This window comes from Archangium gephyra, assembly GCF_049060025.1.
Classification (GTDB): Bacteria; Myxococcota; Myxococcia; order Myxococcales; family Myxococcaceae; genus Archangium; species Archangium gephyra_A.
The window spans coordinates 10591851-10617202 of the sequence record NZ_JBMEQQ010000002.1 but is presented as its reverse complement, the minus strand read 5'-3'; the positions used below and the strand labels follow the sequence as shown (position 1 = coordinate 10617202).

General features: G+C 69.9%; 22 protein-coding genes, 3 tRNA genes and 1 pseudogene. 10 read left to right on the top strand and 16 right to left on the bottom strand.

The genetic code is table 11. The features are described 5' to 3' along the window. Positions 1 to 28 precede the first annotated feature (28 nt). Genes ACN28I_RS46410 through ACN28I_RS46400 form a run of 3 tightly spaced genes read right to left on the bottom strand, consistent with a single transcriptional unit; the run spans position 29 to position 3652 of the window. Entirely contained in the window at positions 29 to 1639 is a 1611-nt protein-coding gene (locus tag ACN28I_RS46410) for a methyl-accepting chemotaxis protein (protein ID WP_420948267.1), read from the bottom strand. Between the two features lie 28 nt (positions 1640 to 1667). Further along, the gene (locus tag ACN28I_RS46405) at positions 1668 to 3089 is read right to left on the bottom strand and encodes a CheR family methyltransferase (RefSeq protein WP_420948266.1); all 1422 of its coding nucleotides are present in this window, start codon (positions 3087 to 3089) and stop codon (positions 1668 to 1670) included. After that, on the bottom strand, positions 3086 to 3652 hold the full coding sequence (locus tag ACN28I_RS46400) for a chemotaxis protein CheW (RefSeq protein WP_420948265.1): 567 nt from the start codon (positions 3650 to 3652) through the stop codon (positions 3086 to 3088). The genes ACN28I_RS46405 and ACN28I_RS46400 overlap by 4 nt, the downstream gene beginning before the upstream one ends. Positions 3653 to 3864: 212 nt before the next feature. Between ACN28I_RS46400 and ACN28I_RS46395 the strand changes: the two genes are divergently transcribed. Continuing rightward, complete coding sequence (locus ACN28I_RS46395; protein WP_420948264.1) at positions 3865 to 5874, top strand: protein kinase domain-containing protein; 2010 nt, start codon at positions 3865 to 3867, stop codon at positions 5872 to 5874. Positions 5875 to 5879: 5 nt separating this feature from the next. Here ACN28I_RS46395 and ACN28I_RS46390 read toward each other — a convergent pair whose 3' ends face one another. The 4 genes from ACN28I_RS46390 to ACN28I_RS46375 are packed head-to-tail and all read right to left on the bottom strand — an operon-like array spanning position 5880 to position 9072. Then, positions 5880 to 6578, bottom strand: a complete 699-nt coding sequence (locus ACN28I_RS46390) for an HAD family hydrolase (RefSeq protein WP_420948263.1) — start codon at positions 6576 to 6578, stop codon at positions 5880 to 5882. Between the two features lie 21 nt (positions 6579 to 6599). Next, positions 6600 to 7553, bottom strand: coding sequence for a myxosortase-dependent metalloprotease, MXAN_2677/MXAN_2678 family (locus ACN28I_RS46385; RefSeq protein ID WP_420948262.1), 954 nt, complete (start codon positions 7551 to 7553; stop codon positions 6600 to 6602). Then, positions 7550 to 8476, bottom strand: coding sequence for a myxosortase-dependent metalloprotease, MXAN_2677/MXAN_2678 family (locus tag ACN28I_RS46380; RefSeq protein WP_420948261.1), 927 nt, complete (start codon positions 8474 to 8476; stop codon positions 7550 to 7552). The genes ACN28I_RS46385 and ACN28I_RS46380 overlap by 4 nt, the downstream gene beginning before the upstream one ends. Then, positions 8473 to 9072: a hypothetical protein gene (locus ACN28I_RS46375; RefSeq protein ID WP_420948260.1), complete on the bottom strand. Its 600-nt coding sequence runs from the start codon at positions 9070 to 9072 to the stop codon at positions 8473 to 8475. Before ACN28I_RS46375 ends, ACN28I_RS46380 begins: the two co-directional genes overlap by 4 nt. A gap of 120 nt (positions 9073 to 9192) precedes the next feature. Between ACN28I_RS46375 and gltX the strand changes: the two genes are divergently transcribed. The 5 genes from gltX to ACN28I_RS46350 all read left to right on the top strand — a co-directional run bounded on the left by gltX (position 9193) and on the right by ACN28I_RS46350 (position 11485). Next, entirely contained in the window at positions 9193 to 10632 is a 1440-nt protein-coding gene (gltX, locus tag ACN28I_RS46370; protein WP_420948259.1) for a glutamate--tRNA ligase, read from the top strand. Between the two features lie 77 nt (positions 10633 to 10709). After that, on the top strand, positions 10710 to 11129 hold the full coding sequence (locus tag ACN28I_RS46365) for a hypothetical protein (protein WP_420948258.1): 420 nt from the start codon (positions 10710 to 10712) through the stop codon (positions 11127 to 11129). 86 nt (positions 11130 to 11215) lie between these two features. Beyond that, positions 11216 to 11286: transfer RNA gene (locus ACN28I_RS46360), tRNA-Gln, on the top strand. A gap of 27 nt (positions 11287 to 11313) precedes the next feature. Then, positions 11314 to 11385: transfer RNA gene (locus tag ACN28I_RS46355), tRNA-Glu, on the top strand. A gap of 28 nt (positions 11386 to 11413) precedes the next feature. After that, positions 11414 to 11485: transfer RNA gene (locus ACN28I_RS46350), tRNA-Glu, on the top strand. 67 nt (positions 11486 to 11552) lie between these two features. Here the strand turns inward: ACN28I_RS46350 and ACN28I_RS46345 are convergent. Continuing rightward, positions 11553 to 12518, bottom strand: a complete 966-nt coding sequence (locus ACN28I_RS46345) for a response regulator transcription factor (protein ID WP_420948257.1) — start codon at positions 12516 to 12518, stop codon at positions 11553 to 11555. Between the two features lie 55 nt (positions 12519 to 12573). Here ACN28I_RS46345 and ACN28I_RS46340 point away from each other — a divergent pair, with 55 nt between their 5' ends. Next, positions 12574 to 13191 carry a hypothetical protein gene (locus ACN28I_RS46340; protein ID WP_420948256.1) on the top strand — a complete coding sequence of 206 codons (618 nt, stop codon included), beginning with the start codon at positions 12574 to 12576 and terminating at the stop codon, positions 13189 to 13191. Here ACN28I_RS46340 and ACN28I_RS46335 read toward each other — a convergent pair. Next, a complete protein-coding gene (locus ACN28I_RS46335; RefSeq protein WP_420948255.1) occupies positions 13163 to 14320 on the bottom strand; it encodes a sensor histidine kinase in 1158 nt (385 codons plus the stop codon). The genes ACN28I_RS46340 and ACN28I_RS46335 overlap by 29 nt on opposite strands. Positions 14321 to 14522: 202 nt before the next feature. Further along, a complete protein-coding gene (locus ACN28I_RS46330; protein ID WP_420948254.1) occupies positions 14523 to 14837 on the bottom strand; it encodes a DUF2795 domain-containing protein in 315 nt (104 codons plus the stop codon). A 159-nt stretch (positions 14838 to 14996) separates the two neighbouring features. On the opposite strand from ACN28I_RS46330, the gene ACN28I_RS46325 reads away from it, so the two are divergent. After that, positions 14997 to 15209, top strand: a complete 213-nt coding sequence (locus tag ACN28I_RS46325) for a hypothetical protein (protein ID WP_420948253.1) — start codon at positions 14997 to 14999, stop codon at positions 15207 to 15209. A 57-nt stretch (positions 15210 to 15266) separates the two neighbouring features. On the opposite strand, the gene ACN28I_RS46320 is transcribed toward ACN28I_RS46325, so the two are convergent. The 5 genes and pseudogenes from ACN28I_RS46320 to ACN28I_RS46300 all read right to left on the bottom strand — a co-directional run bounded on the left by ACN28I_RS46320 (position 15267) and on the right by ACN28I_RS46300 (position 21553). Next, positions 15267 to 16880, bottom strand: a complete 1614-nt coding sequence (locus tag ACN28I_RS46320; protein WP_420948252.1) for a pyruvate dehydrogenase complex dihydrolipoamide acetyltransferase — start codon at positions 16878 to 16880, stop codon at positions 15267 to 15269. A 7-nt stretch (positions 16881 to 16887) separates the two neighbouring features. Beyond that, positions 16888 to 17874, bottom strand: a complete 987-nt coding sequence (locus tag ACN28I_RS46315) for a pyruvate dehydrogenase complex E1 component subunit beta (protein WP_420948251.1) — start codon at positions 17872 to 17874, stop codon at positions 16888 to 16890. Between the two features lie 48 nt (positions 17875 to 17922). Continuing rightward, positions 17923 to 19048, bottom strand: a pseudogene (pdhA, locus tag ACN28I_RS46310) (pyruvate dehydrogenase (acetyl-transferring) E1 component subunit alpha). A gap of 148 nt (positions 19049 to 19196) precedes the next feature. Continuing rightward, positions 19197 to 19940 carry a hypothetical protein gene (locus tag ACN28I_RS46305; protein WP_420948250.1) on the bottom strand — a complete coding sequence of 248 codons (744 nt, stop codon included), beginning with the start codon at positions 19938 to 19940 and terminating at the stop codon, positions 19197 to 19199. A gap of 50 nt (positions 19941 to 19990) precedes the next feature. Continuing rightward, entirely contained in the window at positions 19991 to 21553 is a 1563-nt protein-coding gene (locus ACN28I_RS46300; RefSeq protein WP_420948249.1) for a hypothetical protein, read from the bottom strand. A 216-nt stretch (positions 21554 to 21769) separates the two neighbouring features. Between ACN28I_RS46300 and ACN28I_RS46295 the strand changes: the two genes are divergently transcribed. Together ACN28I_RS46295 and ACN28I_RS46290 are read left to right on the top strand one after the other, a co-directional pair. Continuing rightward, positions 21770 to 22159 (top strand): YidH family protein, encoded by a 390-nt coding sequence (locus ACN28I_RS46295; RefSeq protein ID WP_420948248.1) that lies wholly within the window; start codon positions 21770 to 21772, stop codon positions 22157 to 22159. Positions 22160 to 22262: 103 nt separating this feature from the next. After that, positions 22263 to 24422 carry a cation:proton antiporter gene (locus ACN28I_RS46290; RefSeq protein ID WP_420948247.1) on the top strand — a complete coding sequence of 720 codons (2160 nt, stop codon included), beginning with the start codon at positions 22263 to 22265 and terminating at the stop codon, positions 24420 to 24422. 99 nt (positions 24423 to 24521) lie between these two features. Here the strand turns inward: ACN28I_RS46290 and ACN28I_RS46285 are convergent, their stop codons facing one another. Beyond that, complete coding sequence (locus tag ACN28I_RS46285) at positions 24522 to 25340, bottom strand: helix-turn-helix domain-containing protein (RefSeq protein WP_420948246.1); 819 nt, start codon at positions 25338 to 25340, stop codon at positions 24522 to 24524. Positions 25341 to 25352: the final 12 nt, after the last annotated feature.

Genomic DNA, 25352 nt, shown 5'->3' with positions numbered 1-25352 from the left:
TCCCTTGCCTCCACGAACACGCCCCCGGTCATAGCTGGTACTTCCCGACGAGGTCGGAGAAGCGCTTGGAAAGATTGGAGAGATTACCCGCCACCTGCTCGATGCGCTTGGTGCCCTCGACGTTGTCCTGCATGGCGATGGTCAGCTCGTTCATCGCCGCGGCGATCTGCTCCACGCCGATGGTCTGCTGGCGGGTGTTGCCGGCGATCTGCCGGGCGGCACCCGAGGAGTCCCGGATGACGTCGGACAGGCCCTTGATGGCGGCGCCGGCGCTCTGGGCCAGCTCCATGGCGGCCAGGGCCCGGCGGCTGCCCTCCTCGGTGGCCGTCACGGCGGCACGGGTGCCCTTCTGCACCTCGCCCAGCAGGGCACGCACCTGGTTGGCGGCCATCTTCGACTGCTCGGCCAGGGTGCGCATCTCCATGGCCACCACCGCGAAGCCGCGGCCCTGATCTCCGGCCTTGGCCGCCTCGATGGAGGCGTTGAGCGCCAACAGGTTGGATTGCTCGGCCACGTCCTTCACGGTGGTGATGATGTCGCCAATCTGGAGCGTCTGCTCGTTGAGATCGGTGATGGCCAGGGCGATGGCCTTCACCTGCTCGCTGAGCTTCTCCATGGCGGCCACGCTCTCGTCGACGACCTTCTGGCCGTCGGCGCCCAGGGCGTCCGAGCGGCTGGTGCCGCTGATGACGGTGTCCGCGAAGGAGGTGGCCTGCTTGGACGTCTGGGCGATCTCCGCCACCGTGGCGCCCGTCTCGTGGATGGTGGAGGCCTGCTCGTTGGCCATGGCGGACTGCTGCGAGGAGGTGGCCAGCACGTTGGTGGCCTCGCGCTCCATGTCCGCCGCCGCGCCGCGCAGATCCTTGAGGAGGTTGGTGAGCATCTCCGCCATGGTGGCGATGCTGCGCCCCAGGTCCCCCACCTCGTCGGTGCCCTCGGCGTCGATCTGCTGGCGCAGGTCTCCGGAGGCCATGCCGGCCGCCGCGCGCGCCAGGCGCTCCAGGGGGACGATGAGCATGCGGCACACCGCGGCCACGCCCAGCAGGCAGACGGCGAGCGCCAGCAGGCCCATGCCCAGGCCGCGCAGGGCCATGTCCTGCACGGTCTGCTCCAGCACGTCCAGCTCCAGGCCCACCTGCACCGAGCCCACGAGGGACTCCGGCTGGGGGGCACCGTCGCGGGGGCCCCGCGGCTCGAAGTAGATGGGCGCGGACGTCTCCAGCACGGGCCGCTTGCCCACGGACAGCTCGCGCTGGGCCGGGGCTTGCGCGGGCAGCGCCGGCAGCATCGTCGGGCTCACCAGCCGCTGCACCTCGGCATGGCCGAGGAGCTGCCCCTGCCGGTCACGCACCACCACGTACGCCATGTCCGGATTGCTGCGCAGGGTGATGGCCGTGGCCAGCCGCAGGCCCTCTTCGTCCCGGGACCAGGTGGCGGTCCCCAGGTGGTGGGCCAGCTCCTGGCTCGCCGCGGTGGCGCGCTTGGCGAACTCCACCTTGAGCGAATCGCGCGTCTGCATCGAGAAGACGCCCACGAGCAGACCCGTCACCAGCGCGCCCGACACGCCGGTGATGGCGACGATCTTGGTCCTCAGGCTGAGCCGGCGCATGTCCAGCCGTTGGACCTCGGGCGGCTTCATGCCAGTCACTTCCACAGCGCCTCCGAGTTCATCGCGCACCCGACTTTCCCATCCTCACACCCGGAACGAGCGCGCGCCGCAACCCTCCCACCGTCATGGCCTCCACTCCGCGCAGCACGTGTTCGTCATCCAGTCCTTCCAGCGCCCGCAGCGCATTGCGACGGGCCCGCTCGGCCTCCTCGGGTTGACCCAACCGTCCATACAACGCCACGAGCATCGCATGACCGATGGCCAGTTGAGGCTCCAGATAGAGCGCCTTGCGCACCGCGGCCACGGCCCCCTGCACGTCCTGCCGCCCTTCAGCCACCATGGCCAGCAGCAGGTAGGCCTCGGGTGACAGCTCGCGGGCCGCCAGGCGGGCGAGCTCCTCGGCGAGGTCGAACTGCCCGGCACGCGCCGCGGCCACGGCCTGCTCCAGCGTCTCCGGCACCGAGGACCCGGCGGGCGGCTGGGGAGACGGTGTGGAAGTAGGCGCCTGACCTACCCGGACGGCCCGCGCCGGGGGAGGGGCCTCGGGGGCCGGAGCCTCGGTGGCCGGAGCCGCCCGGGAGGGAGTCTGCACCCGCCGCAGCGGACTGGCGGGCGCCCGGGCGAGGACGCGGAGGGGCGCGGGACGGGGGGCCCGCGCGGGAGGCTTCTCCCCGGGGACGGGCTTGCGCAGCACGGGCATCCCATTCATCTCGCGCTCCTCCAGGCCCATGCCCTTGGCGAAGGGCAGCTCGGCGGGCGCGAGGAAGAGCCAGCCACCGGGGGCGAGCGCCCGGACGAGCCGCTCCAGCACCGAGGGGATGACCTCCGGGGGGAAGTAGATGAGGACGTTGCGGCAGAAGACGGCCTGGGCGCCGGACACGGGGGGCGGATCCGTCACCAGGTTGTGGCGGCGGAACTCCACCCGGGCGCGCACCTCGGGAGGCACGCTGACGGAGTCGGGGCGGATGGAGAGGAAGCGCTTCTCCAGCTCGGGCTCCATGCGCCGCACGGACCAGGGGGAGTAGGTGGCCTGCTTCGCACGCTCCAGGGCGCGGCTGGACACGTCCGTGCCCACCACGCGGATGGACTCGGGAGCGAGGCCGGCCGCCAGCAGCGTCATGACGAGGCTGTAGGGCTCCTCCCCGCTGGCACACCCGGCGCTCCACACCAGGAAGGGCTCGCGGTGGGAGGCGGCCATGCGCGCCAGCTCGCGCAACTGCTCCGGGTGGCGGAAGAAGTACGTCTCGCCGATGACGGCGTAGCCGATGAAGGCCTCCACCGCCGCGGTGTCGCGCGCCAGCAGCCGCTGGAGGAAGTCGGCGGTGGGCAGGCCCTGGGACTCGGCGGCGCGCGTGAGGGCGGTCCCCAACGAGGGACGCACGCTGGGGGCCAGCACCATGCCGCACGCGATGCGCAGCACGGACTCGAGCCCGATCAGCGTCGCCTCGTCGAGGCGCTCCACGCGCACCGGCTCCTTCACGCCCCCTCCGGAACGGCCAGGATGGCCGAGGCCCGCAGCAGCGGACGGATGCCCTCGGAAGTCCGGCACAGGCCCGCCATCAACCCCGTCGCATCCCAGGCATGGGTGGTGTCTCCGGCGACGGAGCCCTCCACCAGCACCGGGGATTCGACCAGGTCCCTCACCCGATCCACGAGGACGGCCACCGTGCGGGCGCCCCCACAGATGACCAGGTGGGCGTCCATGTCCGGCTCCCGGCGCACCCCGAGCAGGGCCGCCAGGTCCACCACCACCGCGGGGGTGCCCCGGTAGAGCATGGTGCCGCGCACATGGGGGGGCGCGGCCGGCAGGGGCTCGATGGCCACCAGCCGGACCACCTCCATCACCGCCTCCACGGGCAGCAGGGCGGTGGTGCCGGCCACCTCCACCGTGAGGTAGAGGCCGGGCAGGCGCTGATCCACGCCGAGCGTGGCCAGTTCGCGCCGGAGCCGGACGATCTCTTCTTCCACCAGCGCCAGGCGCTTCTGCACCGACGCACGCCTCGCCTGGGCTTCAGCCGCTGTCATCGGAGGGGAATCGACCATCGCGAGCCCGCTTCAATACACCTGCGGGAAGAGGATTGGACGGTAGTCCGACATTGCGGGACCCGTCAATGCGGGCGGCACATCCGGCTGCTCGCCGGGCACACCGGGCAGGCACCCCTCTCGATAGGTCGCGTGTTTCCGGGAGATGTGGTTTCATGGGAGGCCGTGCGGATGGTTCCGACCCAGGCCCAGACCGGGGGAGCAGAGACAACATGGTGACCGGCGACTCGCAGGGCGACTCGCAGGGACCGGGCGACAATGGCTCGGATCCCCTCATCGGGCGGACCCTCAACGGCCGCTTCAGCATCCTCGAGCCGATTGGTGTGGGAGGCATGGGCCGGGTCTACCGGGCCCAGCAGACCCCCTTGGATCGCATGGTCGCGCTCAAGGTGCTCAACCCCAACTTCCCCACCAGCAAGGATCCGGGCTTCCAGAAGCGCTTCCTGCGCGAGGCCTCGCTCTCGTCCAAGCTCCGCCACCCCAACACGGTGACGGTGATCGACTACGGGCAGACGGACGACGGCATCTACTACATCGCCATGGAGTACCTGGAGGGCCGGACGCTCGGCCAGGTGCTGGCGGAGACGGGGCCGCTGCCCTGGGCGCGGGCGCTGAGCATCGCGCAGCAGATCTGCCGCTCGCTGCGCGAGGCCCACAACCTGGGCGTGGTGCACCGGGACTTGAAGCCGGCCAACATCATGGTGCTCAACGAGTCCGATCAGGATCTCGTGAAGGTGCTGGACTTCGGGCTGGTGAAGTCGATCTCCCCCTCGGAGAGCGCGCCCAACCCGGAGATCACCCAGAGCGGCACCTTCCTGGGCTCGCCGGCGTACATGGCGCCGGAGCAGGCGCGCAACGAGGCGGACATCCGCAGCGACGTGTACTCGCTGGGGGTGATGCTCTACCAGATGCTGGTGGGGCGGCCGCCGTTCGTCTCGAAGGATCACATCGAGCTCATCTTCGCCCACCACAAGGAGCTGCCGCCGGCGTTCAGCTCGGTGAGGCCGGACCTGCACGTGCCGCCGGAGATCGAATCGCTGGTGCGCAAGTGCCTGGAGAAGGAGCCGGGGCGGCGCTTCCAGACGATGGAGGAGCTGCTGGAGGCGATGCGCGGGGCGAACATGTCCGCGGGCGGCCACAGCGGCATCTTCAAGCGCCCAGGCGGGAACACGACGGGGCCGCACAAGACGCCGCTCTTCGCGGGCATCACCGGGGACTCGTCGGAGAACAACACGCTCGCGGTGGACATCAGCGTGGAGGTGCCGCCGGACATGCAGAAGACGCGGCGGCGCACGCTGCTGCTGGGAGGGCTGGTGGGCGGAGGCATCGCCGTGGCCCTCACCGGCGGCCTGCTGCTGTCCTCGGGAGTGTTCTGGCGTCCGGAGCCCAGGCAGGAGCCGGTCGCGGCGCAGCAGACGGCACCGGCCGAGAAGGCCGTGGAGCAGGTGGTGCGCTTCCGGCTGATGAGCCAGCCCACGGGCGCGCGCGTCCTCTACAAGGGCGAGGAGCGCGGCACGACGCCGCTGCTGCTGGAGATTCCCAAGGAGAAGGGCCAGGAAACGGTCACCGCCGAGTTCACCTTCTCGATGGACGGCTACCAGCCGGAGACGGTCATCACGGGCGGCTCGGGTGAGGTGGTGTTCGCCCAGAAGCTGCAGCGTGTGCGGGGCTCCAGCCGGAACGTGGCGGCCGCGGCCTCGAGGAACCAGGTGGAGCAGGCCTCGGGCACCTCGGGCGGCAACTCCACGGTGACGGCCATGGGCTCCATGTCGGCGCCGGTGATGCTGGAGTCGGAGCCGCCTCCGTCGGCCCTGCCCTCGTCGGCGCCGAAGCAGGCGGACAAGACGGCGGCGGCGCCCGGCACGAGTGGCCTGGCGGTGCCGGTGCTGGCGCTGGCCAAGGGTGTGGCGCCCACGGGAGACGGACCGGTGCCCTTCCAGGAGGGCATGCCGCGCCCGGTGCAGGTGAAGGGCAAGGACATCGTCTACACGCGCGAGGCGCTGACGGCCCGCGTGGAGGGGACGATGGTGGTGAAGTGCACCATCACCCAGAAGGGGCAGGTCGAGAACTGCCGCGTCATCAAGGGCCTGCCTCACATGAACGAGGCGGTGGTGCAGTCGCTGCACTCGCGCGTCTACAAGCCCATCCTGCTGCAGGGCAAGGCGGTGGCGGTGGACTACGTCTTCAACATCCGCGTGGTGGCGCCGCGCCGCCGCGGCTGAGGCCCTCACTGTGAGGGGAAGTCGAGCACCACGGCGCGGGCACCGGCTGGGGAGCCCCAATCCACCACGGGCCAGCCGCGCCGCAGGGCCTCGCGGCGCAGGCGGCGATCCGGGTGGACGGCCACGGGGCGGCCCACCACCTCCATGACCGGCAGATCCGAGTACGAGTCCGTATAGAAGGCGCACGCGGACAGCGAGACCCCGGCCTGCGAGGCATAGGCCTGGGCGTAGGAGCGCTTGCCGTCGCCGAAGCACACCTCGCCCAGGGGCCGGCCGGTGTAGACGCCCGCGGCATCCACCTCGAGCCGGTTGCAGAGCACCGCGTCCAGGGTCAAGTCCCGCGCCACCAGCTCGGCCATGTAGCCGGAGGACGAGGTGAGGAGGACGAGCCTGTCCCCGGCCGCGCGGTGCTCCTCCACGGCGCGCAGGGCGCCGGGCCGGTACTGCGGGCGGACCAGCTCCTCGTAGAAGCGGATGGTGCGCTCGCGGATGGGCTGCTCGTCCGTGCCCTGGAGATGGGACATGGCCTGCACCAGGGCGTCCTGCATGGGGACGAAGCCCATGTGGTAGCGGGCGAGCCACAGGGTGGCCCGCATGGCCTGGACCCGGGTGATGTGGCCCAGGGCGAGCTCGCGGCGGATCCACAGGGAACCCGAGTTCACCGCGAGCAGCGTCTTGTCCAGGTCGAAGAAGGCGATGGCCATGGGCCCTCCTTCCTTCTTCCTCTAACCATTCCGGGAGCGGAAGGCCGCTCCATCGCGTCCGGCCGGCCGCTGCCTCCTCCGGCCGAGCACCAGGAGGCCGAGCAGGCCCGCCGCCGGGAAGAGGGCCGTGGGGGCCGCGCCGCACCCGATGCCGGGGCCTTGCGACACCGCCTGGAAGCGACGGCCGAGATCGGGACGCTCGCCACACTGGGTGGGCGGCAGTCCACGGGGGTAGGCCTCGCAGAAGCCCGCGGCGCTGCCCGCGTCGATGATGCGCTTGTGGGTCTCCCCCGGAGGCGCGGTGGCCTCCATGGTGGCGCCGAGCTCGGACACGTGATCCAACCCCACCACGTGACCGAACTCGTGGGTCGCCGTGTTCTGCACGTCCGTGACGACACAGTCGGTGGACTGCTCCCCCTCACACATGGGGGAGTCGATGGTGGTGAAGAGGAAGCCCCTGCCGCCGGTGCTCGCGTTGAATTCGACGTCGGCGTCGAGGATGTACGCGGTGCGGAAGCTGAAGGTGGTGGTGGTCAGCCCGATGACGGCGGCGCCATGGTCCCAGCAGGCGTAGGTGTTGGCGCAGGTGTCGTCCTCGAGGCACGGGTCCTCCGGCGGGACGACGTCGTTGCAGTCCACCTCGCGGAAGGTGATGACGTTCTCGTTGTCCTGGCTGTCCCGCACGTACCCCACGCGGGGCTTCTGGATGTCCGGGCCGCGGGTGAAGGTGAAGTCGCTGCAGGTGTTGGACACCGCGCGCCAGGAAGCGAACGCGGCCTCGAGGGCGGCGAACTCGGTGTCGCCGGGCGTGCGGCGGCTGCCGGCCGCGTCCACCCGGTACACGTAGTCACGGCCGGGCCAGACGACACAGAAGGGCCGGCCGGGCACCAGGGTGCGCCGGTACACCTGGGCCTCCGCCTCGGAAGCACCGAGGGCGAGCGCCGCGAGGGCGATCCCCGGAAGGGCGCGCATCATGAGCGGGTGCCTCCCCGGCGGCGGCGCCACGCGAGCAGGGCCCAACCGGCCATCGCGGGCCACCACACCCCGGCCCCGGCGCTCGAGCACCCGATGGCATGCTGACCCAGCACGGCCACGTTCCCACTGCGCGCCAGCGAGGGGGTGATGCAGCTCTGGCTGGCCAGGCCCCTCGGGTACGTCTTGCACACGAAGTCGGCCGAGCCCTCGTCGATGTCGCGCTTGGACACCTCGCCCTGCGGCGCGCTCGGGTTCATGACGGAGCCGAGTGCCCGGGTGTGGTCCAGGCCGATCAGGTGGCCGATCTCGTGCGTCATGGTGTTCTGCACGTCGGTGGCCACGCAGTTGCCGGGGTTGCCGCTGATGGGCCGGGGGCAGATGGGCGCGGGCGGGCTGTCCACGGTGGTGAAGACGAAGCCGTTCGCGTTCAACTGGATGTCCGAGTCGTAGATGATGCCGGACTTCTCGTCGTAGGTGGTCAGCGTGAGGGCGATGGTCTGCGGGTCGCCGTCCCAGCAGTCGAAGTCGTTGCCGCAGGTGTCCTCGTCCCAGCACTTGTTGTCGTCGGGCACGAGCTCCTCGCAGCTCCTGGAGCGGAAGAGGACGAGGTTGCGGTTGTCGCCGTTCAGGTCGTAGCCCACCTCTCGGTCATCCACGAGGGGCCCTTCCGAGAAGCGCAGGTTGCCGCAGGAGTCGAAGATCCGCTGCCAGCTCTGGAAGGAGGCGCGGATGGCCGCGAACTCGCGCTGCTTCTGCTCCTCCATGCTGGTGTTGGGGTTGCCCACGCTGCTGAGCTGCCAGTGGATGGTGGGCACCGTCCAGAAGAGGCACTGGCCCGCCGGGTCGCTCGCAGTCACGCGGCTGCGGACGAAGGGATCGCTCTGCCCGAGGGCGAGCGCGACCAGGAGCGCGGCACCAATCACGGGCGCTTCTCCTGGGAACGGACGGGAGCCTGCTTCTGCTCGAGCGCGGTGCGGATGGCCGCCTTGAGCTCCTGCAGCGACAGGGAGCGCTGAGAGGAGGCGGTGGGCTGCCGTGTGTCCGGGTCCAACAGGAGCACGTCACCGGTGGGCTCCGGCACGGCCATGGCGCTCTTGCCGCCCTCCGTGCGCTGCACCTGGTACTTGCCCTGGGCCATGCCCGAGACGCGGAAGGCCGTCTTGCCCCGGCGCTCCAGGAAGACGACGACCTCCTCCCCGGGGGTGAAGGCGGCCAGACCGCTCACCCGCTGCCCGATGTCGCCTACCTGCCCACCAGGCTGGGTGACGAGCACCGTGCTGCCTGCCTGCCCTGACGTCCCCTTCAGGGCCTCGGTGACCTGGATTTCCACATCGGTGACGATTCGGCGTCCATCTCCGCTCCACCGGCTTTCCACCCGGCGCACCGTGCCGTGAACGATGGCATCGGACGTCTGGGCGAGCTCCGGCAGGTCCGCTCGCAGCATCGTGGTAGCGCTCGCCGACAGGGAGAGCAGTAGGACGAACGGCAGGAGCGCGCGGTGCGCGGTGTGGAGTTTCATGCAGGAGCCCTCGGTGCGCGGCAGTCTAATGCATTGGACGGGCCGGGGGCAGGGAAGTCGGACAACCCCGGCCGCTCGTTGACCACCCAAGCCCGTCCCTGCTATCCGCGCCCCTTCGATATGGCTCCTGTTCCTCGCGTCCGCTTCGCTCCGTCTCCGACTGGGTATCTCCACATCGGAGGCGCCCGTACCGCCCTCTTCAACTACCTCTACGCCAAGCGCTACGGCGGCGTCTTCATCCTGCGCATCGAGGACACGGACCAGGAGCGCTCCACGCCGGAGTCCGTGAAGGCCATTCTCGACGGGCTCACCTGGCTGGGCATCGACTGGGACGAGGGGCCGGGCAAGGAGGGCCCCGTGGCGCCCTACTTCCAGACGCAGCGCCTGGAGCTCTACAAGAAGTACGCGGACCAGCTCATCGCCGAGGGCAAGGCGTACCGCTGCTACTGCACCCGCGAGGAGATCGACGCGCGCCGGGCCGCGGTGGAGAAGGCCACGGGCAAGCCGGGGACCTACAAGTACGAGGGCACCTGCCGCGACCGCCAGGACATCCCCGAGGGCCGCACCGCCGTCATCCGCTTCCGCATGCCGGAGGGCGAGGGCCAGGTGACGTTCGACGACAAGGTGCTCGGGCCCATCACCAAGCAGTACTCGGACCTGGATGACTGGGTGATGATGCGCGCGGACGGCATCCCCCTCTACAACTACGGCTGCGTCATCGACGACCGCACCATGGACATCACCCTGGTGGGGCGCGGGCAGGAGCACGTCAACTCCACCTTCCCGCAGCTCATGCTGTACCAGGCCTTCGGGTGGAAGCCGCCCGAGTTCGCCCACTTCCCGCTCATCCTCGGGCCGGACCGCGAGAAGCTCTCCAAGCGCAAGCACCCCGAGGCGGACGTGATGCTGCACAAGCGCAACGGCGTGCTGGCCGAGGCGCTGAGCAACTACGTCATCCGCCTGGGCTGGAGCCACGGCAACGACGAGGTCATCTCGCGCGAGCAGATGGTGGAGTGGTTCGACTTCGACCACGTGGGCACCACCTCCGGCGTGTGGAGCCCGGACAAGCTGATGTGGCTCAACCAGCAGTGGCTCAAGATGCTGCCCCCGGCGGTGGTGGCCGAGCAGCTCGTGGACTTCCTCGGCGCCAGGGACGTGCAGGTGAAGGCGGGAGACCCGCGGCCGGAGCGCGTGGTGATGGCCTTCCGCGAGCGCGCCAAGACGCTGCAGGAGATGGCCGAGATGGCCCTCAAGTACTTCCAGCACGGCGTGGCGCTGGACGAGAAGGCCGCGGCCAAGCACCTCACGGCCGAGTCCAAGCCGCTGCTCACCCAGGTGCGCGAGCAGGTGGCCGCGCTGCCGCAGTGGAGCGCCGCCGCGCTGGACGAGGTGGTGAAGAAGGTCAGCGAGAGCGCCGGGGTGGGCATGGGCAAGGTGGCCCAGCCGGTGCGCGTGGCGGCCACGGGCGGCACGGTGAGCCCGGGCATCGGCGAGACGCTCGAGCTGCTGGGGCGTGAGGAGACGCTCCACCGCCTGGACGCGGCCCTGGCCCGTCCGTAGTCCCCCGCCGGACTGGCTGAACAGGGCCCGCAGGTTGGGGTGGACACCTCCGCCCGTGGGCCCTATCCTTCGCCCCCATGACACGAGCGCTTGACAGCCTGAAGGGCCTTTTCTATAAGGCGCGCCCGCTCGGGGCGGCGGTAGCGGTGCTCTGGGTGTCGGTGGCGGCGGCGGCGGTGGTGAACGGGGCCCAGATTCCCGATGGCGCTCAGAAGGTGGGCGAGCTTCGGTACCGGGCACCGGGCGACTTCGAGAAGACGCTGGAGTATTACAAGTCGGTCTATCCGGCGGGCACCTTCCCTCGCAGGTCGGTGGTCAACCAGCCGGGCGTGAAGGCCGTCCACATCGTCAATCCCTCGGGAAGAAACTTCGAGGGGTTGAACATTTATGAGGCGAACGACGAGGTCCGTATCTACGTCGTTCCGCTGCAGGCGGCGCCGGTTCCGGCCAAGCCCGCGAAGAAGCCGGAGCCGAAGTCCGGGAAGAAGTCGCGGTAGCCGGCCGGTTCGAAAAAGGAAGTTGCAGAGGCAAAGCGGTTGCGGTAGTCAGACAGCAACTTCGGCAGCACGCAGCAGGAAGTCCTTGGGGAATCGTCTAACGGCAGGACAGCAGACTCTGACTCTGCTTATCTAGGTTCGAATCCTAGTTCCCCAGCTCGTCGTACCCGGTAGTCGCAATACCGGCCCTGTCGTCTAGCGGTTAGGACGGTGCCCTCTCACGGCACAAACTCGGGTTCGAATCCCGGCAGGGTCACACGCAGCACAGTCGAGGTTGGTAGCACGGCCCTGTCGTCTAGCGGTTAGGACGGTGCCCTCTCACGGCACAAACTCGGGTTCGAATCCCGGCAGGGTCACTGAGGCGCCCGCTTCTCTCTTCTGAGAAGCGGGCGCTTCGCTTTTGCGGGCTCGCCCCGCTCGAGGCTACCCGCGCAGGCTGGCGCGGAAGGTGGCCAGGGCCGAGGCGAGGCTCGCCTGGGAGCGCTGCAGGCTGCGGCGCATCAGCAGCATGCGCACCCGCTCCGGCAGCGACAGCGGCGACGCGGTGCCAAAGCCCACCAGCTCCAGGCGCAGGGTGATGGCGTCCAGCAGGTCCGCCAGGTCCGCGTGGGGGCCGGCCAGCAGCACCACGTCCGGCGTGGCCGACTGGAGGCGCTCGGCGATCTCCCACCAGTCCGAGGAGCCCGTCTCCAGCACCACCACGGCCGCGCCCATCAGCGCGGGCGAATCCGGGGGCAGCGCCACGGCCTCCAGCCCCTCGTCCAGCAAGGTCTGGAGCGCCTCCGGGCTGCCCACCACCGCCACCTGCCCGCCCGCGGCCACCCGGCTCGCCTGCTCGTAGGCACGCAGCTGCGTCTCCAGTTGCTCACGGGCCTCGGGCGACGCCTGCCCACCGGCGAGCAGCAGCTCGGACGCCTCACGGGCCACGCGCCGCGCCAGCTCGCGCCCCTTCACCCGCTCGGAGCGGCGCTCCAGCGCGGCCCGCACCTTGGCGCGCACCAGCCGCAGGTCCTCGAAGGGCTTGAGGATGTAGTCGCTCGCGCCCGCCGCGAAGGCGGCGATCACCGACTCGGAGCTGGAGTAGCCGGTGATCATCACCGCCTCCAGCGCCGGCTGCAGGGCCCGCGCCTCGGAGATGAGCTCCACGCCGCCCATTCCCGGCAGGTTCTTGTCGGTGATGAGCACGTCGAAGCGCTGGGCGCGCAGCAACTCCAGCGCCTCCTCGGCGTCCTCGGCCAGGCTCACGACCAGGTCCGGCTCACGCGAGAGCAACCGGGCGCACACGTCGCGCACCACGGGCTCGTCGTCCACCACCAGGACGGTCGAGGCGAGGGTTCCCCCACCCTCCTCACCCCCGCCGCCCTCGTCCGTCTCGAAGGGGAGATCCATGGGTCGAGAATCGCACAGCTCGCCTCAGAGTTCGAGCAACGCCATGTGAGGCTCTATGCTGGGAGCCGTGGCGAGCTTCACGGAAGCGCTGGAGGAGAACCCCGCCCCACGGCGGTTGGGGGACGTACGGCTGCGGTACGAGCCCGGCCGTCTGTTGGGCGAGTCCCTCCCCCCTTCCTTCTGGCGGCGGCAGCTCCCGGGTGCCTGTCTCGTGCTGGCGGCGCTGTGCACGGCGGGCGCGGTGATGGGAGTGCTGCTGGGCGGGGACGGGGCGGTGTCCTCCGTGCCGCTGGCGCTGGGCATGGTGGCGGTGGCCCTGGTGGGCTTCGCGCTTCAATTGGAGGGGCAACTGGGCCGGCGCCGCTTCGGGCTGCACTTCTCCACCGAGCGCCTGCGGCTGGAGCGGCTGCGGTGGGCCCCGGGGGCCACCCGGGCCGAGTGGGTGCCCTTCGACGAGGTGACCTCGGTGGACGTGGTGGAGCGGGCGCCCGGACGCTACGCGCTGGTGGTGGTGTGGCACCCCGGCGGCAAGGACCCCCAGCGCCAGGAGGAGCCGCGGCGTGAGGTGCTGGTGGAGCACATCGGCCCCCACGAGCAGGAGGCGCTCCTGCGCGTGTGGCGCCTGCTGCACAACGCCTTCGGACTCAGGGGAGCTGGACTCGCGGGAGCGTGAGCTCCACCTCGGTGCCCTCGCCCTGCTTCGACGACAGCCGCACGCCGCCGCCCGCCTGCGTCACCAGCTCCTTGCAGATGGACAGGCCCAGGCCCGTGCCGATGCCCACCGGCTTGGTGGTGAAGAGCGGCTGGAAGACCTTCTCCTGCAGCTCCTGCGAGATGCCGCAGCCGTTGTCCGCCACGGTGAGCAGCACGTTCTGCTCGCGCGACGTCCAGCGCACATCGATGCGGCCCGGCCGGCCCGTGCCTTCCATGGCCTGCGCCGCGTTGACGATGAGGTTGAGGAGCACCTGGGTCAGCTTCACCGGGCCGAACGTCACCTTCACCGGCTCGCCCATGGTGGTGATGCGGGCCCGGTCACGCACCTCGGCGCGCGCCAGCTTCACCGCGAAGGACACCACCTCGGCCACATCCGCCGAGACCTCCATGTCCTCGCCCCGCGCCTGCGCCCTCAGGCCCAGCGCCACCCCGCGCAGGTGATCCGCGCCCGTGGCCAGGTCCTGCAGCAGCGACGGCAGGTCCTCCAGCACGCTCGCCACCTCGGGCGACGGGTCCGTCGCCAGGTGCTTGGAGGCGTACTGCACCACGCACTCGAGATCCCGCCGCAGCGAGGACACGTTCTGCGAGAGGTAGCCCACCGGGCCCATCAGCTCGTGCGCGATGCCGGCCGTCACCTGGCCCAGCGTGGCCAGACGCTCGGCCTTCATCATCCGCCCTTCCACCTCGCGGATGCGCAGCTCCAGCCGGGCGATCTTCAGCCCGTCCTCAAGCGCGGCCAGCACCTTGGCCCGGTCCCACGGCTTGACGAAGTAGCGGCTCACCTGGCCGCGGTTCACCGCGTCGATGACGGCCTGCATGTCCGAGTACGCGGTGACGAGCATGCGCTTGGCGTCCGGTGCCAGCGTGCGCGCGCGCTCCAGCAGCTCCACGCCCGTCATCTGCGGCATGCGCTGGTCCGACAGGATGACGCCGATCTCGTTGCGCTTCTGCTCCAGCAGCGTCAACGCCTCGGCCGGCGTCGAGCAGCGGAAGATGCGGAACTTCGAGCCGAAGTTCGCCTCGAACACCCTCAGGTTGAGCGCGTCGTCGTCGACATAGAGGACGGCGGGCAGGTCAGACGGGTTCATGGAATTCCTCTCCGGGCCAGGCCCACCACCCCACACCCACCGTGCCTACCCACCGTGCCCACGCCCCAAGAGATACCACGTCACGCCCAAAACCCGATGGGCCGTGTTTGAGCAGATGAGAGACCCGCACGCACCGGCAACCCCGGCATGCTCGGGGTCAAGCTCTCCCCTACCCGCCCGCAGGGGAACGCACCTGGAGCGCTCAACGAGAGGGCATGGGAGCAGGCGAGGGCTCGACGGCCTCCTCCCCTGGACCCGCCTGGGACTCCAACGCCTCCTGCACGGCCTCCAGGGAGGCGAAGCGCCGCCCCGGCAGATTGCCCAACAGGGAGACGATCAGCGCGGGCGCCTCGTTCTCCCGGGCCAACAGGACGAGCTGGTCCACGGACAGGGGGAACACGGCCCCGAGCAGGGCCTGGTGGAGGGGCTGGGCCAGCGGCGCGGGTCCACCCATGCGCGTCTCCAGTTCCTGCATCCCCTCTTCCAGCCGGGTGCGTCTCGTGTCGTCGTTACTCATTGGCGAGAAGTTAAACAGCTCACGGAAGAGTTGCGCGCCCTTTTCGAGCCTTCCCCAGCAGGCAGGGGAGCGGCCCGTGCGGAATCGGACCCACCGTGGCCGTCTCCCACCTCAGCCCCCACCGTATGGCGAGACTCCCACAGCCCGAGGAGGCACGAGATGGCGGACAAAAAGGACCCTCACTACGCCGAGCACATCGAGCACGTGCAGGCGACCCACCCGGATCCCTGGCCCGGCATCAAGGGCCGCTCCGAGGAGCACGAGAACGACCTGCCCACCGGGACCCAGCGCGCCGAACAGGCCGGGGTCACCGAGGCGCAGCGCAAGCTGGAGCACGAGATGCACGACGAGAAGGAGCCGGCCCGCGAGTAACGGGCCGGAAACCCCGGGCGGGCCGCGCGTGCAGGCGGCCCGCCGGGGCGGGAGCGGCTAGAACAGCAGCCGCATCGGGTGCTCGAGCAGCGCCTTGAGCTCCCGGAGGTACTCGGCGCCGATGGCCCCGTCGATGACGCGGTGGTCGCCCGAGAGCGTCACCGTCATCAGCTTGCGCACCACCATCTGCCCGTCGCGCACCACCACCTTGTCCGAGACGGAGCCCACCGCGAGGATGGCCGCCTGGGGCGGGTTGATGACGGCGATGAACGAGTCGATGCCGTACATGCCCAGGTTGGACACCGTCAGCGAGCCGCCCGTGTACTCGTGCGGCTTGAGGCCGCGCTTGCGGGCCCGCTCGGCCAGGTCACGCGCCTCGGCGGAGATGGCCGACAGCCCCTTCTTGTCCGCGTCGCGGATGATCGGGGTGATGAGGCCGTCCTCGATGGCCACCGCGATGCCGACATCCACCGTCTCGAAGTGGAGGATGCTGTCACCGTGCAGCGACACGTTCATCTTCGGGTAGCGGCGCAGCGCCATCGCCGACGCCTTCACGATGATGTCGTTGACGGAGACCTTGGACTCGAGGGCCTTGGCCTCCTCGCGGATCTTCAGCGCGGCGTCCATCTCCACGTCCACCGAGAGGTAGAAGTGAGGAACACCCGGCTTCACCTCGGCCATGCGCTGGCTGATGACCTTGCGCATGGTGGAGACGGGCACCGCCTTCGGCTCGGGACGCACGCCCGGGGCAGCAGCCGCGGCGGCGGGAGCCCTGGGGGCGGCCGCTGCGGGAGCCTGGGTGAGCGCCTTCTCGATGTCGCTCTTCACGATGCGGCCGTGCGGACCGGAGCCCTGGACCTGGGAGAGGTCCAGACCGCGATCGCGGGCCATCCGCTTCGCCAGCGGGCTGGCGCGCAGACGGCCGCCCGTCGCGGCCACCGGAGCGGCGGCCTTCGGCGCGGGAGCCTGGGCAGGCGCCGGAGCAGCGGCCTTGGGCGCCTCGGCCTTCGGAGCGGCGGGCGCCGGAGCCTGAGCGGGAGCGGCGGCCTTGGCGCCACCCTTCCCGGCCAGGAACGCGATGGGCGCGCCCACCTTGGCCATCTGGCCCTCCTGCACCACGATGCGGGCCAGCACGCCGTCGTCGTAGGCCTCCACCTCGAGGTTGGACTTGTCCGTCTCCACCTCGGCGATGGCCTGGCCGGAGGAGACCTTGTCCCCCTCCTTCTTCAGCCACTTGACGAGCTTGCCCTCCGTCATCGTCGGAGAGAGCGCGGGCATCACCACGGGGATGCCCTCGCCTCCACCCGAGGCGGCGGCGGGCTGCGCGGCGGGAGCCGGAGCAGCGGGAGCGGGAGCAGCGGCCTTGGGCGCCTCGGCCTTCGGAGCGGCGGGCGCGGCGGCCTTGCCCCCTCCTCCGGCGTCGACCTTCTCACCCTTGGCACCGAGGAAGGCGATGGGCGCACCCACGGTGGCCATCTCCCCTTCGGGGACGACGATCTTCAGGAGGTAACCGTCGTCATAGGCCTCAATCTCGAGGTTCGACTTGTCGGTCTCACACTCGGCGATCGCCTCGCCGGAGGAGACCTTGTCGCCCTCCTTCTTGAGCCACTTGACGATCTTGCCCTCCTTCATCGTCGGAGAGAGGGAGGGCATCTGGATGGGCGTGGCCATACGGTTCTCAGGCTCCCTCGCGGTAGAGGACCTTCTTCACGGCCGCGATGATCTTGGGCGCGTCCGGCTGGATCGCGTTCTCCAGGTTCGCCGCGTAGGACATGTTCACGTCGAGGCCGGTCACGCGCACGACGGGAGCGTCCAGGTCATCGAAGGCCTTGGACTGGATGATGTCCACCACCTGAGCACCAACGCCGGCCAGGGGCCAGCCCTCTTCCACGACGACGGCGCGGTTCGTCTTGCGCACCGTGGCGAGAATCGCCTCCTCGTCCAGGGGCCGCAGCGTGCGCAGGTCGAGGATCTCCACGGAGATGCCCTCGGCCTCGAGCTGCTTCGCGGCCTCCTCGCAGAAGTAGTACATGCGCGACCAGGTGATGAGGCTGACGTCCTTGCCCTCGCGCTTCACGTCCGCCTTGCCGATGGGGACGATGTGCTCGCCCTCGGGCACCTCGCCCTTGAGGGCGTAGAGGCGCTCACCCTCGATCATGATGACGGGGTTCTCGTCGCGGATGGCCGACTTGAGCAGGCCCTTCGCGTCCGCCGGCGTGGCCGGGGCAATCACCTTCAGACCCGGGAAGTGGGCGTAGTTGGCCTCGAGCGCCTGGCTGTGCTGGCTGGAGAGCCGGCCGCCCGCGCCACCCGGGCCGCGGAACACGATGGGGCAGCGAAGCTGGCCGCCCGACATGTGCCGCAGCTTGGCCGCGTTGTTGACGATCTGGTCCATCGCCAGGATGGCGAAGTTCCACGTCATCATCTCCACCACCGGACGCAGGCCCACCATGGCGGCACCCACACCCAGGCCGGTGAAGCCCAGCTCGGAGATGGGCGCGTCGATGATGCGCGCGCTCCCGAACCGGTCCAACAGTCCCTGCGACACCTTGAAGGCGCCCTGGTAGCGACCCACTTCCTCACCAATGAGGAACACGTTGGCGTCGCGCTCCATCTCCTCGGCGAGCGCCTGGTTCAGCGCCTCGCGGTACATCAACTCGGCCATCGTTGGCTCCGAATGCGAAATCCGTAATGAGTGGTCAGTGGAAGAGGGCTAGCGCTTGAGGCCAGCCGCCTTGTCCGCCTTGTCGGCCTGCTCGCGCGGCTCGAGGTCCCAGGTCACCTTCAGCTCCTGGCCCGACGGGTACTTCGGCCACTTCGTCACCTTCTGGCCCAACACGCGCTCGCGGGGGCGCACGTCCTCCTCGCCCTCCTCCACGATGGTGTCCTTCCAGAAGCTCGGCCAGGTCCGGCTCGGGCGACTCGTCGGCGAACTTCACCGCCGCGTCCACCTGCGCCTTCACCTCTTCGTCGATGGCCTCGAACTCCTCCTCCTTCGCCAGCTTCTGCTTGAGGATGTAGTCCTTGAGGCGCGGGATGGGGTCGTTCTTGCGCTCGTCCTCCACCTCCTGCTTGGTGCGGTAGGTGGCGGGGTCGGCCATGGAGTGGCCACGGAAGCGGTAGGTGTTGGCCTCCATCAGCACCGGGCCATTGCCGGCGCGGATGTACGCGGCCGCGTCCTTCACCGCCTCGTACATCTTGAGGACGTCCATGCCGTCCACGGCCTCGTGGCGCATGCCGTAGCCCTCGCCCCGCTTGTGGATCTCCGGCACCGCCGCGACGCGCGCGATGGCCGTGCCCATGCCGTAGCGGTTGTTCTCGCAGATGTAGAGCACGGGGAGCTTCCACTTGACGGCCATGTTGAGCGTCTCGTGGAAGATGCCCTGGTTGGCCGCGGCGTCACCGAAGTAGCACACGGTGATGCGGTCCTCGTTGCGGTAGCGGCTGGCGAAGGCCATGCCCGCGGCCAGGCCAATCTGCGCGCCCACGATGCCGTAGCCGCCGTAGAAGTGGTTCTCGATGTCGAAGATGTGCATCGAGCCGCCCTTGCCCTTGCTGTAGCCGCCGGTGCGGCCGAAGAGCTCCGCCATGACCATGCCCGGGTCCGAGCCACGCGCCAGCGGCTGGGCGTGGTCGCGGTAGCCCGACAGCATGTAGTCATCCGGGCGGATGGCCTCCTCGACTCCGGCCGCCACTGCCTCCTGGCCGATGTACAGGTGACAGAAACCGGCGATCTTCCCGAGGCCGTACTGCTGGCCCGTCCGCTCCTCGAAGCGGCGCATCAGGTACATCTTCCGGTACATCGTCAACAGCAGGTCCTTCGAGTACTTGCTGGCCACCGCCAAGCCTCCGAACATTGAGGCCGTCCCGGGAAAAGGGGACGGCAGACGCCGTGCGCCTCATAGCGCGCGGACATGGGACTGCCAAAGCGCTTTTGTGCACCAATCCGGCGAGCCGTCCTCCGGCCCACCCTTTAGGCGCATTGCGTCACGACTCGTGTGAGAAGTGCGGCACCGAGACGATTTCGTCGAGGAGCACCACCGGCCGCCCGGAATGGTCGGTCGCCAGGTGGACGACCTTGGCCCCTGGAAAGCGGCGCAGGTAGTCGTTGGCGTGGGTGGGCTCGTTGTCGAAAGCGGCGATCAGCGTGCCAAATTCCCCCAGGCGGGCATGGGCGGTGCGCTTGAAGGCGTCGTCATTGTCCTCCATGGCCGGCTTCATCAGCAGGTGGATCCGCCCCTCGCCGGGCACGGCCAGGCCGTTGCGGCGCATGCAGTCCACGGTGCCCGCCCGCATGCCCTCGTGGCGGCCGGTGACGTAGGCCAGGTGCGCCCCGGTGGCCGCCACCGCGTGGGTGAAGGCCGCCGCCCCCTGGATGGCCACGTCGTCCACGCAGTATTCACTGGTGAAGAAGCGCTCCAGCCAGAAGCTCCGGGCCGCCTCGAAGTGGGCCTCGGCCTCCTCCTCCGACAGGCCGCAGTTGCGCATGGCGCCCCGCATGTCGAAGCCGCTCTCCCAGTGGTGCGGCTCGCAGGCCCCCAGCTTCTGCACCTCCCGGGCCTTGCCGAACTCCCGGAGGATGCGCGCCTGCCGGGGGCGGTTGTCGAAGAGGGTGGAATCCAGGTCGAAGGCGAGCACCGCCTGGGAGCCGAGCGAGCGCGCCTGCGCCAGGATGTCGCGCAGCGTGTCCTGCCAGCCCTCCCGGACGCGGGTCTTGAGGTCGGAAGCCATGGCCCTTTCTATAGGGCACCCGGCGCCCGGGCAGCGCGGAAATCGGCCTCTCAGGCGGCCGAGCGCATGGGCTGCTCGGGCCGGGGGGGCTGCTCCGGGTAGAGCCGCAGCATCCGCTTGATGCCGTTGCGGTCCATCACCAGCCGCACGAGCTGCAGCGACACCCGCTCCTGCCCCGCCTCCTGGACGAAGAGCCGGAAGGCCAGGTCCACCTGGTAGCTCTTGGCCCCGCGCACCCGCCCCACCGAGAAGTCCTCCAGGTCCACGTACTCCAGCGCGTACTCGGGCTCGTCCATGTCGCGCAGGAAACGCTCCACGTTGATCCGGATGATGTCGGTGATGCCGCTCACGCCCCGCTCGGTGCGCGGCAGCAGGTCCACGTCCAGCACCACCTGCTTCTGGTAGCGCAGCACCGTCTCGGACAGCTCGCCCTGGGTCGCGGTGATGAAGTCGTCCCGGAAGCGCAAGGCCATCACCTCGTCGGGCACCCGCACCGCGCGGCCGTAGTCCACCTTCTCCTGGCAGGTCCCCAGGCTCCGCTCCGTCACCGGGTCCACGATGTGGGCCGTCCGGTCGAAGAGGTGCCGCGCCGCCACCTGGCTGAAGATGCGGCGCATCCCCTCCTTGATGCGGTCCTTCATCATGTAGCCCACCACCATGATGAGGAAGAAGTTGAGGCTCGCCTGCGTGTAGCGGCTCTGCGCCCAGAAGAGCACCGCCGTGGCGAAGGTCATCGCCACGCCCGCCGCCAGCGCGAACAGCACCTCCTCCCAGCCCTGGCGCCGCTGCGCCCGCCGCGCCGACAGGAAGAGGATGTTCATGCAGAACTTCTTCAGGAACCCGAACCGGTGCATGTACTCCTCGTTGTCACCGGTGGGGCTGATCACCGAGCGCAGCTGGTGATCCTTGCGGTACTGCTCCTCTTGCAGCACCTCGTCCATCAAGTCCTTGCGCAGCTCGATGTACACGCCCGAGCGCGGCAGCGCGTCCATGTCCGCCACGGCCTTGCGGAAGAACTGCTCCACCGTGAGGCTCAGGTACTCGTCCACCAGGCGGATGGAGGCGCGCGTCTTCTCCTGCATCCGGTAGCGGTTGGCCGAGCGCGCCCACACGCGGAAGCGCTCCAGCACCCGCCGCGCCCCGGCCGTCACCGCCCGCGCATCACTCTCCAGCCGCGCGCACGCGCCCTCCGACGGGCCCCGTGCCATCCCCTCGCACTGCTCGTCCACGCCGTTGGCGAAACGCCGCAGCGCTCCGCGGAAGATGCAGGACAACAGCTTCGCCTGGTAGACGAGCTCCGCCTCGCTGACGAGCCCCGTGAGCAGTCCCGCCTCCAGCCGCGCCAGCGGCGCGACATCCGAGGACAGCAGCTCCTCGAGCGCCATCACCGGCGTCTTGAAGCGCACGTAGTTGTGGATGTCCGCGTAGAAGGAGGCCCGCGGGTACGTCTCCGCGTCGATGTTCAGGCTCGCCGGAAGGAAGACGTACGTCTCCACGAGGTAGCGCGTCTCGTCGTCCGCCCCGGAGGGCTGGTACTCGAGCTTGATCTCGAACTGCTTCCGGTCGTGGACGTCGAGCCGGTTCTGTAACAGTGGGACGGGGGCCTGGGACACACCCGCACTCTAGGTTACGGACCTGTCACACGACAGTGGCCCCCAGGTCACCTCCGGTTCGCTGGTGGACGTCCGCGCTCCTCGGGGGATTCGTTGGAGGACCATGGACCCCCGCTTGCTTCATCCGCCTCCACCGGCTGAAATGGGCAGGTGAGCCGGTCCGCTGAATCCCTCCCCGCCGAATCCGCCCCTGAACGGGTGCCCCAGCCCCTCCCCGTGGCCGCGCCACGCCCGGCGCGGGATGCGCGCTATGACTGGGCCGCGGAACGGACCCTGCTGGCCTGGGTGCGCACCGGCCTCGCGATGATGGGGTTCGGCTTCGTGGTGGCCCGCTTCGGCGCCTTCCTGCGGATGCTCGGGGTCACCGCGCCGGGCGTGGTGCAGGAAGAGAATGCCTCCGCCTCCATGGCGGCCGGCATCTTGATGGTCGCCCTGGGCGTGGGGGCCAACCTCGTGGCCGTCCGCCGCTTCCTCTACAACCACCGCGCGCTCAACCGGGGCGAGCCGATCGATCCCTCCCCCTTCGGTCCCGCCGCGCTCGCCGTCTTCGCCGCGATGCTCGGAGGCGTGCTGGCGCTCCTGCTGGGCAGCACCGTCCTGCGCTGAATCCTCTTGTTCCTGAATGTCGGGGTGATGCGTACCTCCCCGCATTGACGCCTCCAGGCGTGCGCTGGTAAGTGCTCACTTATCACACGACGAAGGAGGCGGGATGCCCACACTGACCCACAACGCACTCACCCTGATGATTGTGCAATTCCTCGTCATCATTGGGGTTTCCCGGCTCATCGGGCGGGGGGCGCGGTGGCTGGGCCAGCCGCTGGTCATCGCCGAGGTGCTCGCGGGCATCCTGCTCGGCCCCTCGCTGCTGGGGTGGCTGGCGCCAGGGGCCATGGAGTGGATCTTCCCGGCCAGCTCCATGCCGGTGCTGAAGATGCTCAGCCAGGTGGGCCTCATCCTCTTCATGTTCCTCATCGGGCTGGAGCTGGATCCGAAGATGCTCAAAGGCCGGGGACATGCCTCGGTGGTCATCAGCCACACGAGCATCATCGTTCCCTTCGCGCTGGGGGCGGGGGCGGCCCTCTGGCTCTACCCGCGCCTGTCCGAGCCGTCGGTGCCCTTCTCCTCCTTCGTGCTCTTCATGGGCGTGGCGATGAGCATCACCGCCTTCCCGGTGCTGGCGCGCATCCTCACCGAGCGGCGGCTGCTGAGCTCCCGGGTGGGGGCCATGACCATCACCTGCGCGGCGGTGGATGACGTGACGGCGTGGTGCCTGCTGGCCTTCGTCGTCTCCATCGTGCGCGCCTCGGATCTGATGCACGCGGGGCTCACCACGGTGCTCGCGCTGCTCTACATCGCCTTCATGCTGGGGCTGGTGCGGCCCTTCCTGGCCCGGCTGGGCGCGCGCGTGGCGAACAAGGAGGGACTCAATCAGAACGGAGTCGCCCTGACGCTGATGATGCTGCTGGCCTCCGCGTGGGCCACGGAGCTCATCGGCATCCACGCCCTCTTCGGCGCCTTCATGATGGGCACGGTCATCCCCAAGGAAGGGGGGCTGGCGCAGGCACTGGCCGAGAAGCTCGAGGACGTGGCGGTGGTGTTGCTGCTGCCCCTCTTCTTCGCCTTCAGCGGCCTTCGGACGGAGATTGGCCTGCTGTCCACCGGCGACCACTGGGTGATGTGCGGCCTCATCATCTTCCTGGCCTGCGCGGGCAAGTTCGGCGGCAGCATGGTGGCGGCGCGCCTCACCGGCATGCGCTGGCGGGAGGCCGGGGCCCTCGGCATCCTGATGAATACCCGCGGGTTGATGGAGCTCATCGTGCTCAACATCGGCCTGGACCTGGGCGTCATCTCCCCCACCCTCTTCACCATGATGGTGGTGATGGCGCTGGTGACGACGTTCATGACGACGCCGCTGCTGCGGTGGATCTACCCCCCCGAGGAGATGGCCAAGGACCAGGTGTCCGCCACCCCGGAGGTGGAGCCGGTGGAGGCTCCGCCCTACACCCTGATGATGTGCGTGTCCCACGGCCAGAGCGGGGCCGGCATGGTGACGCTGGGCCGGGCCCTCACCGGTGCCCCCCAGGAGCCCTCCCAGCTCTACGCCCTGCACCTCATCCGCCCCACCGAGCGGGCCTCCTTCCTCCTGCGGCACGACCCGGAGAAGGCCGGCGGCGACACCCTGTCGCCCCTGCTCGGGCGCGCCAACGGCCTGGGCCTGCAGGTGCGTCCGCTCTCCTTCGTCTCCACGGAGCCTGGACCGGACATCTGCCGCACCGCCGAGGCCAAGCAGGCCGATCTCATCCTGCTCGGCTGGCACAAGCCCCTCTTCAGCCGCACCATGCTGGGCGGCACCGTCCACGAGGTGATGCAGGAGGCGGGCACCAGCGTGGCCGTGCTGGTGGACCGGGGCCTGGAGCGTGTGAACCGGGTCCTGGTGCCCTTCATCGGCAGCGCGCATGACCGGGCGGCCCTCGGACTCGCCCGGCGGCTGCTCCAGCACGCCTCCGCGGAGATCACCATCCTGCACGTCACCCAGTCCGAGGGCATGCCCGGACACACCGGGGCACGCCCCCTGGTCGAGGAGCTCTTCCCCAAGGGCTCCGGACGGGTGCACTTCAAGGTGGTGGCGCACGACGCGCCCGATGAGGCGGCGCTGGAAGAGGCGCGGCGCGGGTATGACCTGGTGGTGGTGGGCGTGGGCTCCGAGTGGGGCCTGGAGGACAGCCTCTTCGGCCTGCACCGCGAGCGGCTCATCGGAGATGCACCCACCTCGCTGCTGGTCGTGCGGCACCCGGCCCCGGAGCGCGCCGCCGAGACCACCGAGCCCGAAACGGCCCGGGCCCTCGCCACGGGCAACGCGGTGTCCTGAGCCGTCCTGTCAGGAGGGGAGGTTCCGGCCGCGATGGGGAGCAACTGGTCCGATTGTTGGACCAGCCGGCACGCCGCGCGGCCGGGAGCAGGCGCTCGTTCAGCGCAGGGCTTCCAGCTCCGTGAGCCGGGCGAGCAGTTGCTGGGGCTGGTCCTCACCCGCGAGCCGCTCCGCCAGGCCGTGACTGGCCAGCCGTGCCACATGGGCCAGCCGCATCAGGTGCGCACGCCCCCGCTCCCCGCCCACGAGCACCACCAGCAACCGCAGGGGCACGCGATCCGGCGTCTCGGCCTGGAGGGGCTTGGCCAGGGTCACCAGGGCGGCCAGGGGCGCGGCGTGCTCGATGAAGGCATGGGGCACGGCCACCCCGCTGCCCACCATGCTGGAGGCTTCCGCCTCGCGCCGCTTCAGCTCCGACATCACCCGGAGCGCGCTCACGCCGGGACAGGCCGCCGCGAGCCGCCCCGCGGCCACATCCAGCGCGTCCTCCAGCGCGGTGCACGTGAGGTGCAACACCATCCGCTCCGGAGCCAGCAACGAGGCCAGCGCGGGGACGGGAACCTCCTGTCCGGCGGCCCGCACGGGGAACTCCGCGTCGAGGAACTCGCGCACGCGGGCGAGCTGGTGGCCCGAGAGATTGCGGCGCGCCAGCTCCAGGAAGAGCATGCTCGCGCCCGGCACCTGCTCCAGGTAGTGCGCCACGAAGGGGCTCACCCGGTACGTCACGTCCACCAACAAGGCGGGCGGCACGTCCAGCTCGCGGGCGATGGCGGCCAGCCGCTCCGGCGTGGGCGCCGCGTCCAGGCCGTTCTCCACCCGGCTGAGGTAGGCACTGGACACGCCGATACGACGGGCGAGGTCGCGCAGGCTCAGCCCCGCGTCCACACGCAGCAGTCGGATGGTCGCTCCCAGGTGCATGGTGTCGTCGTC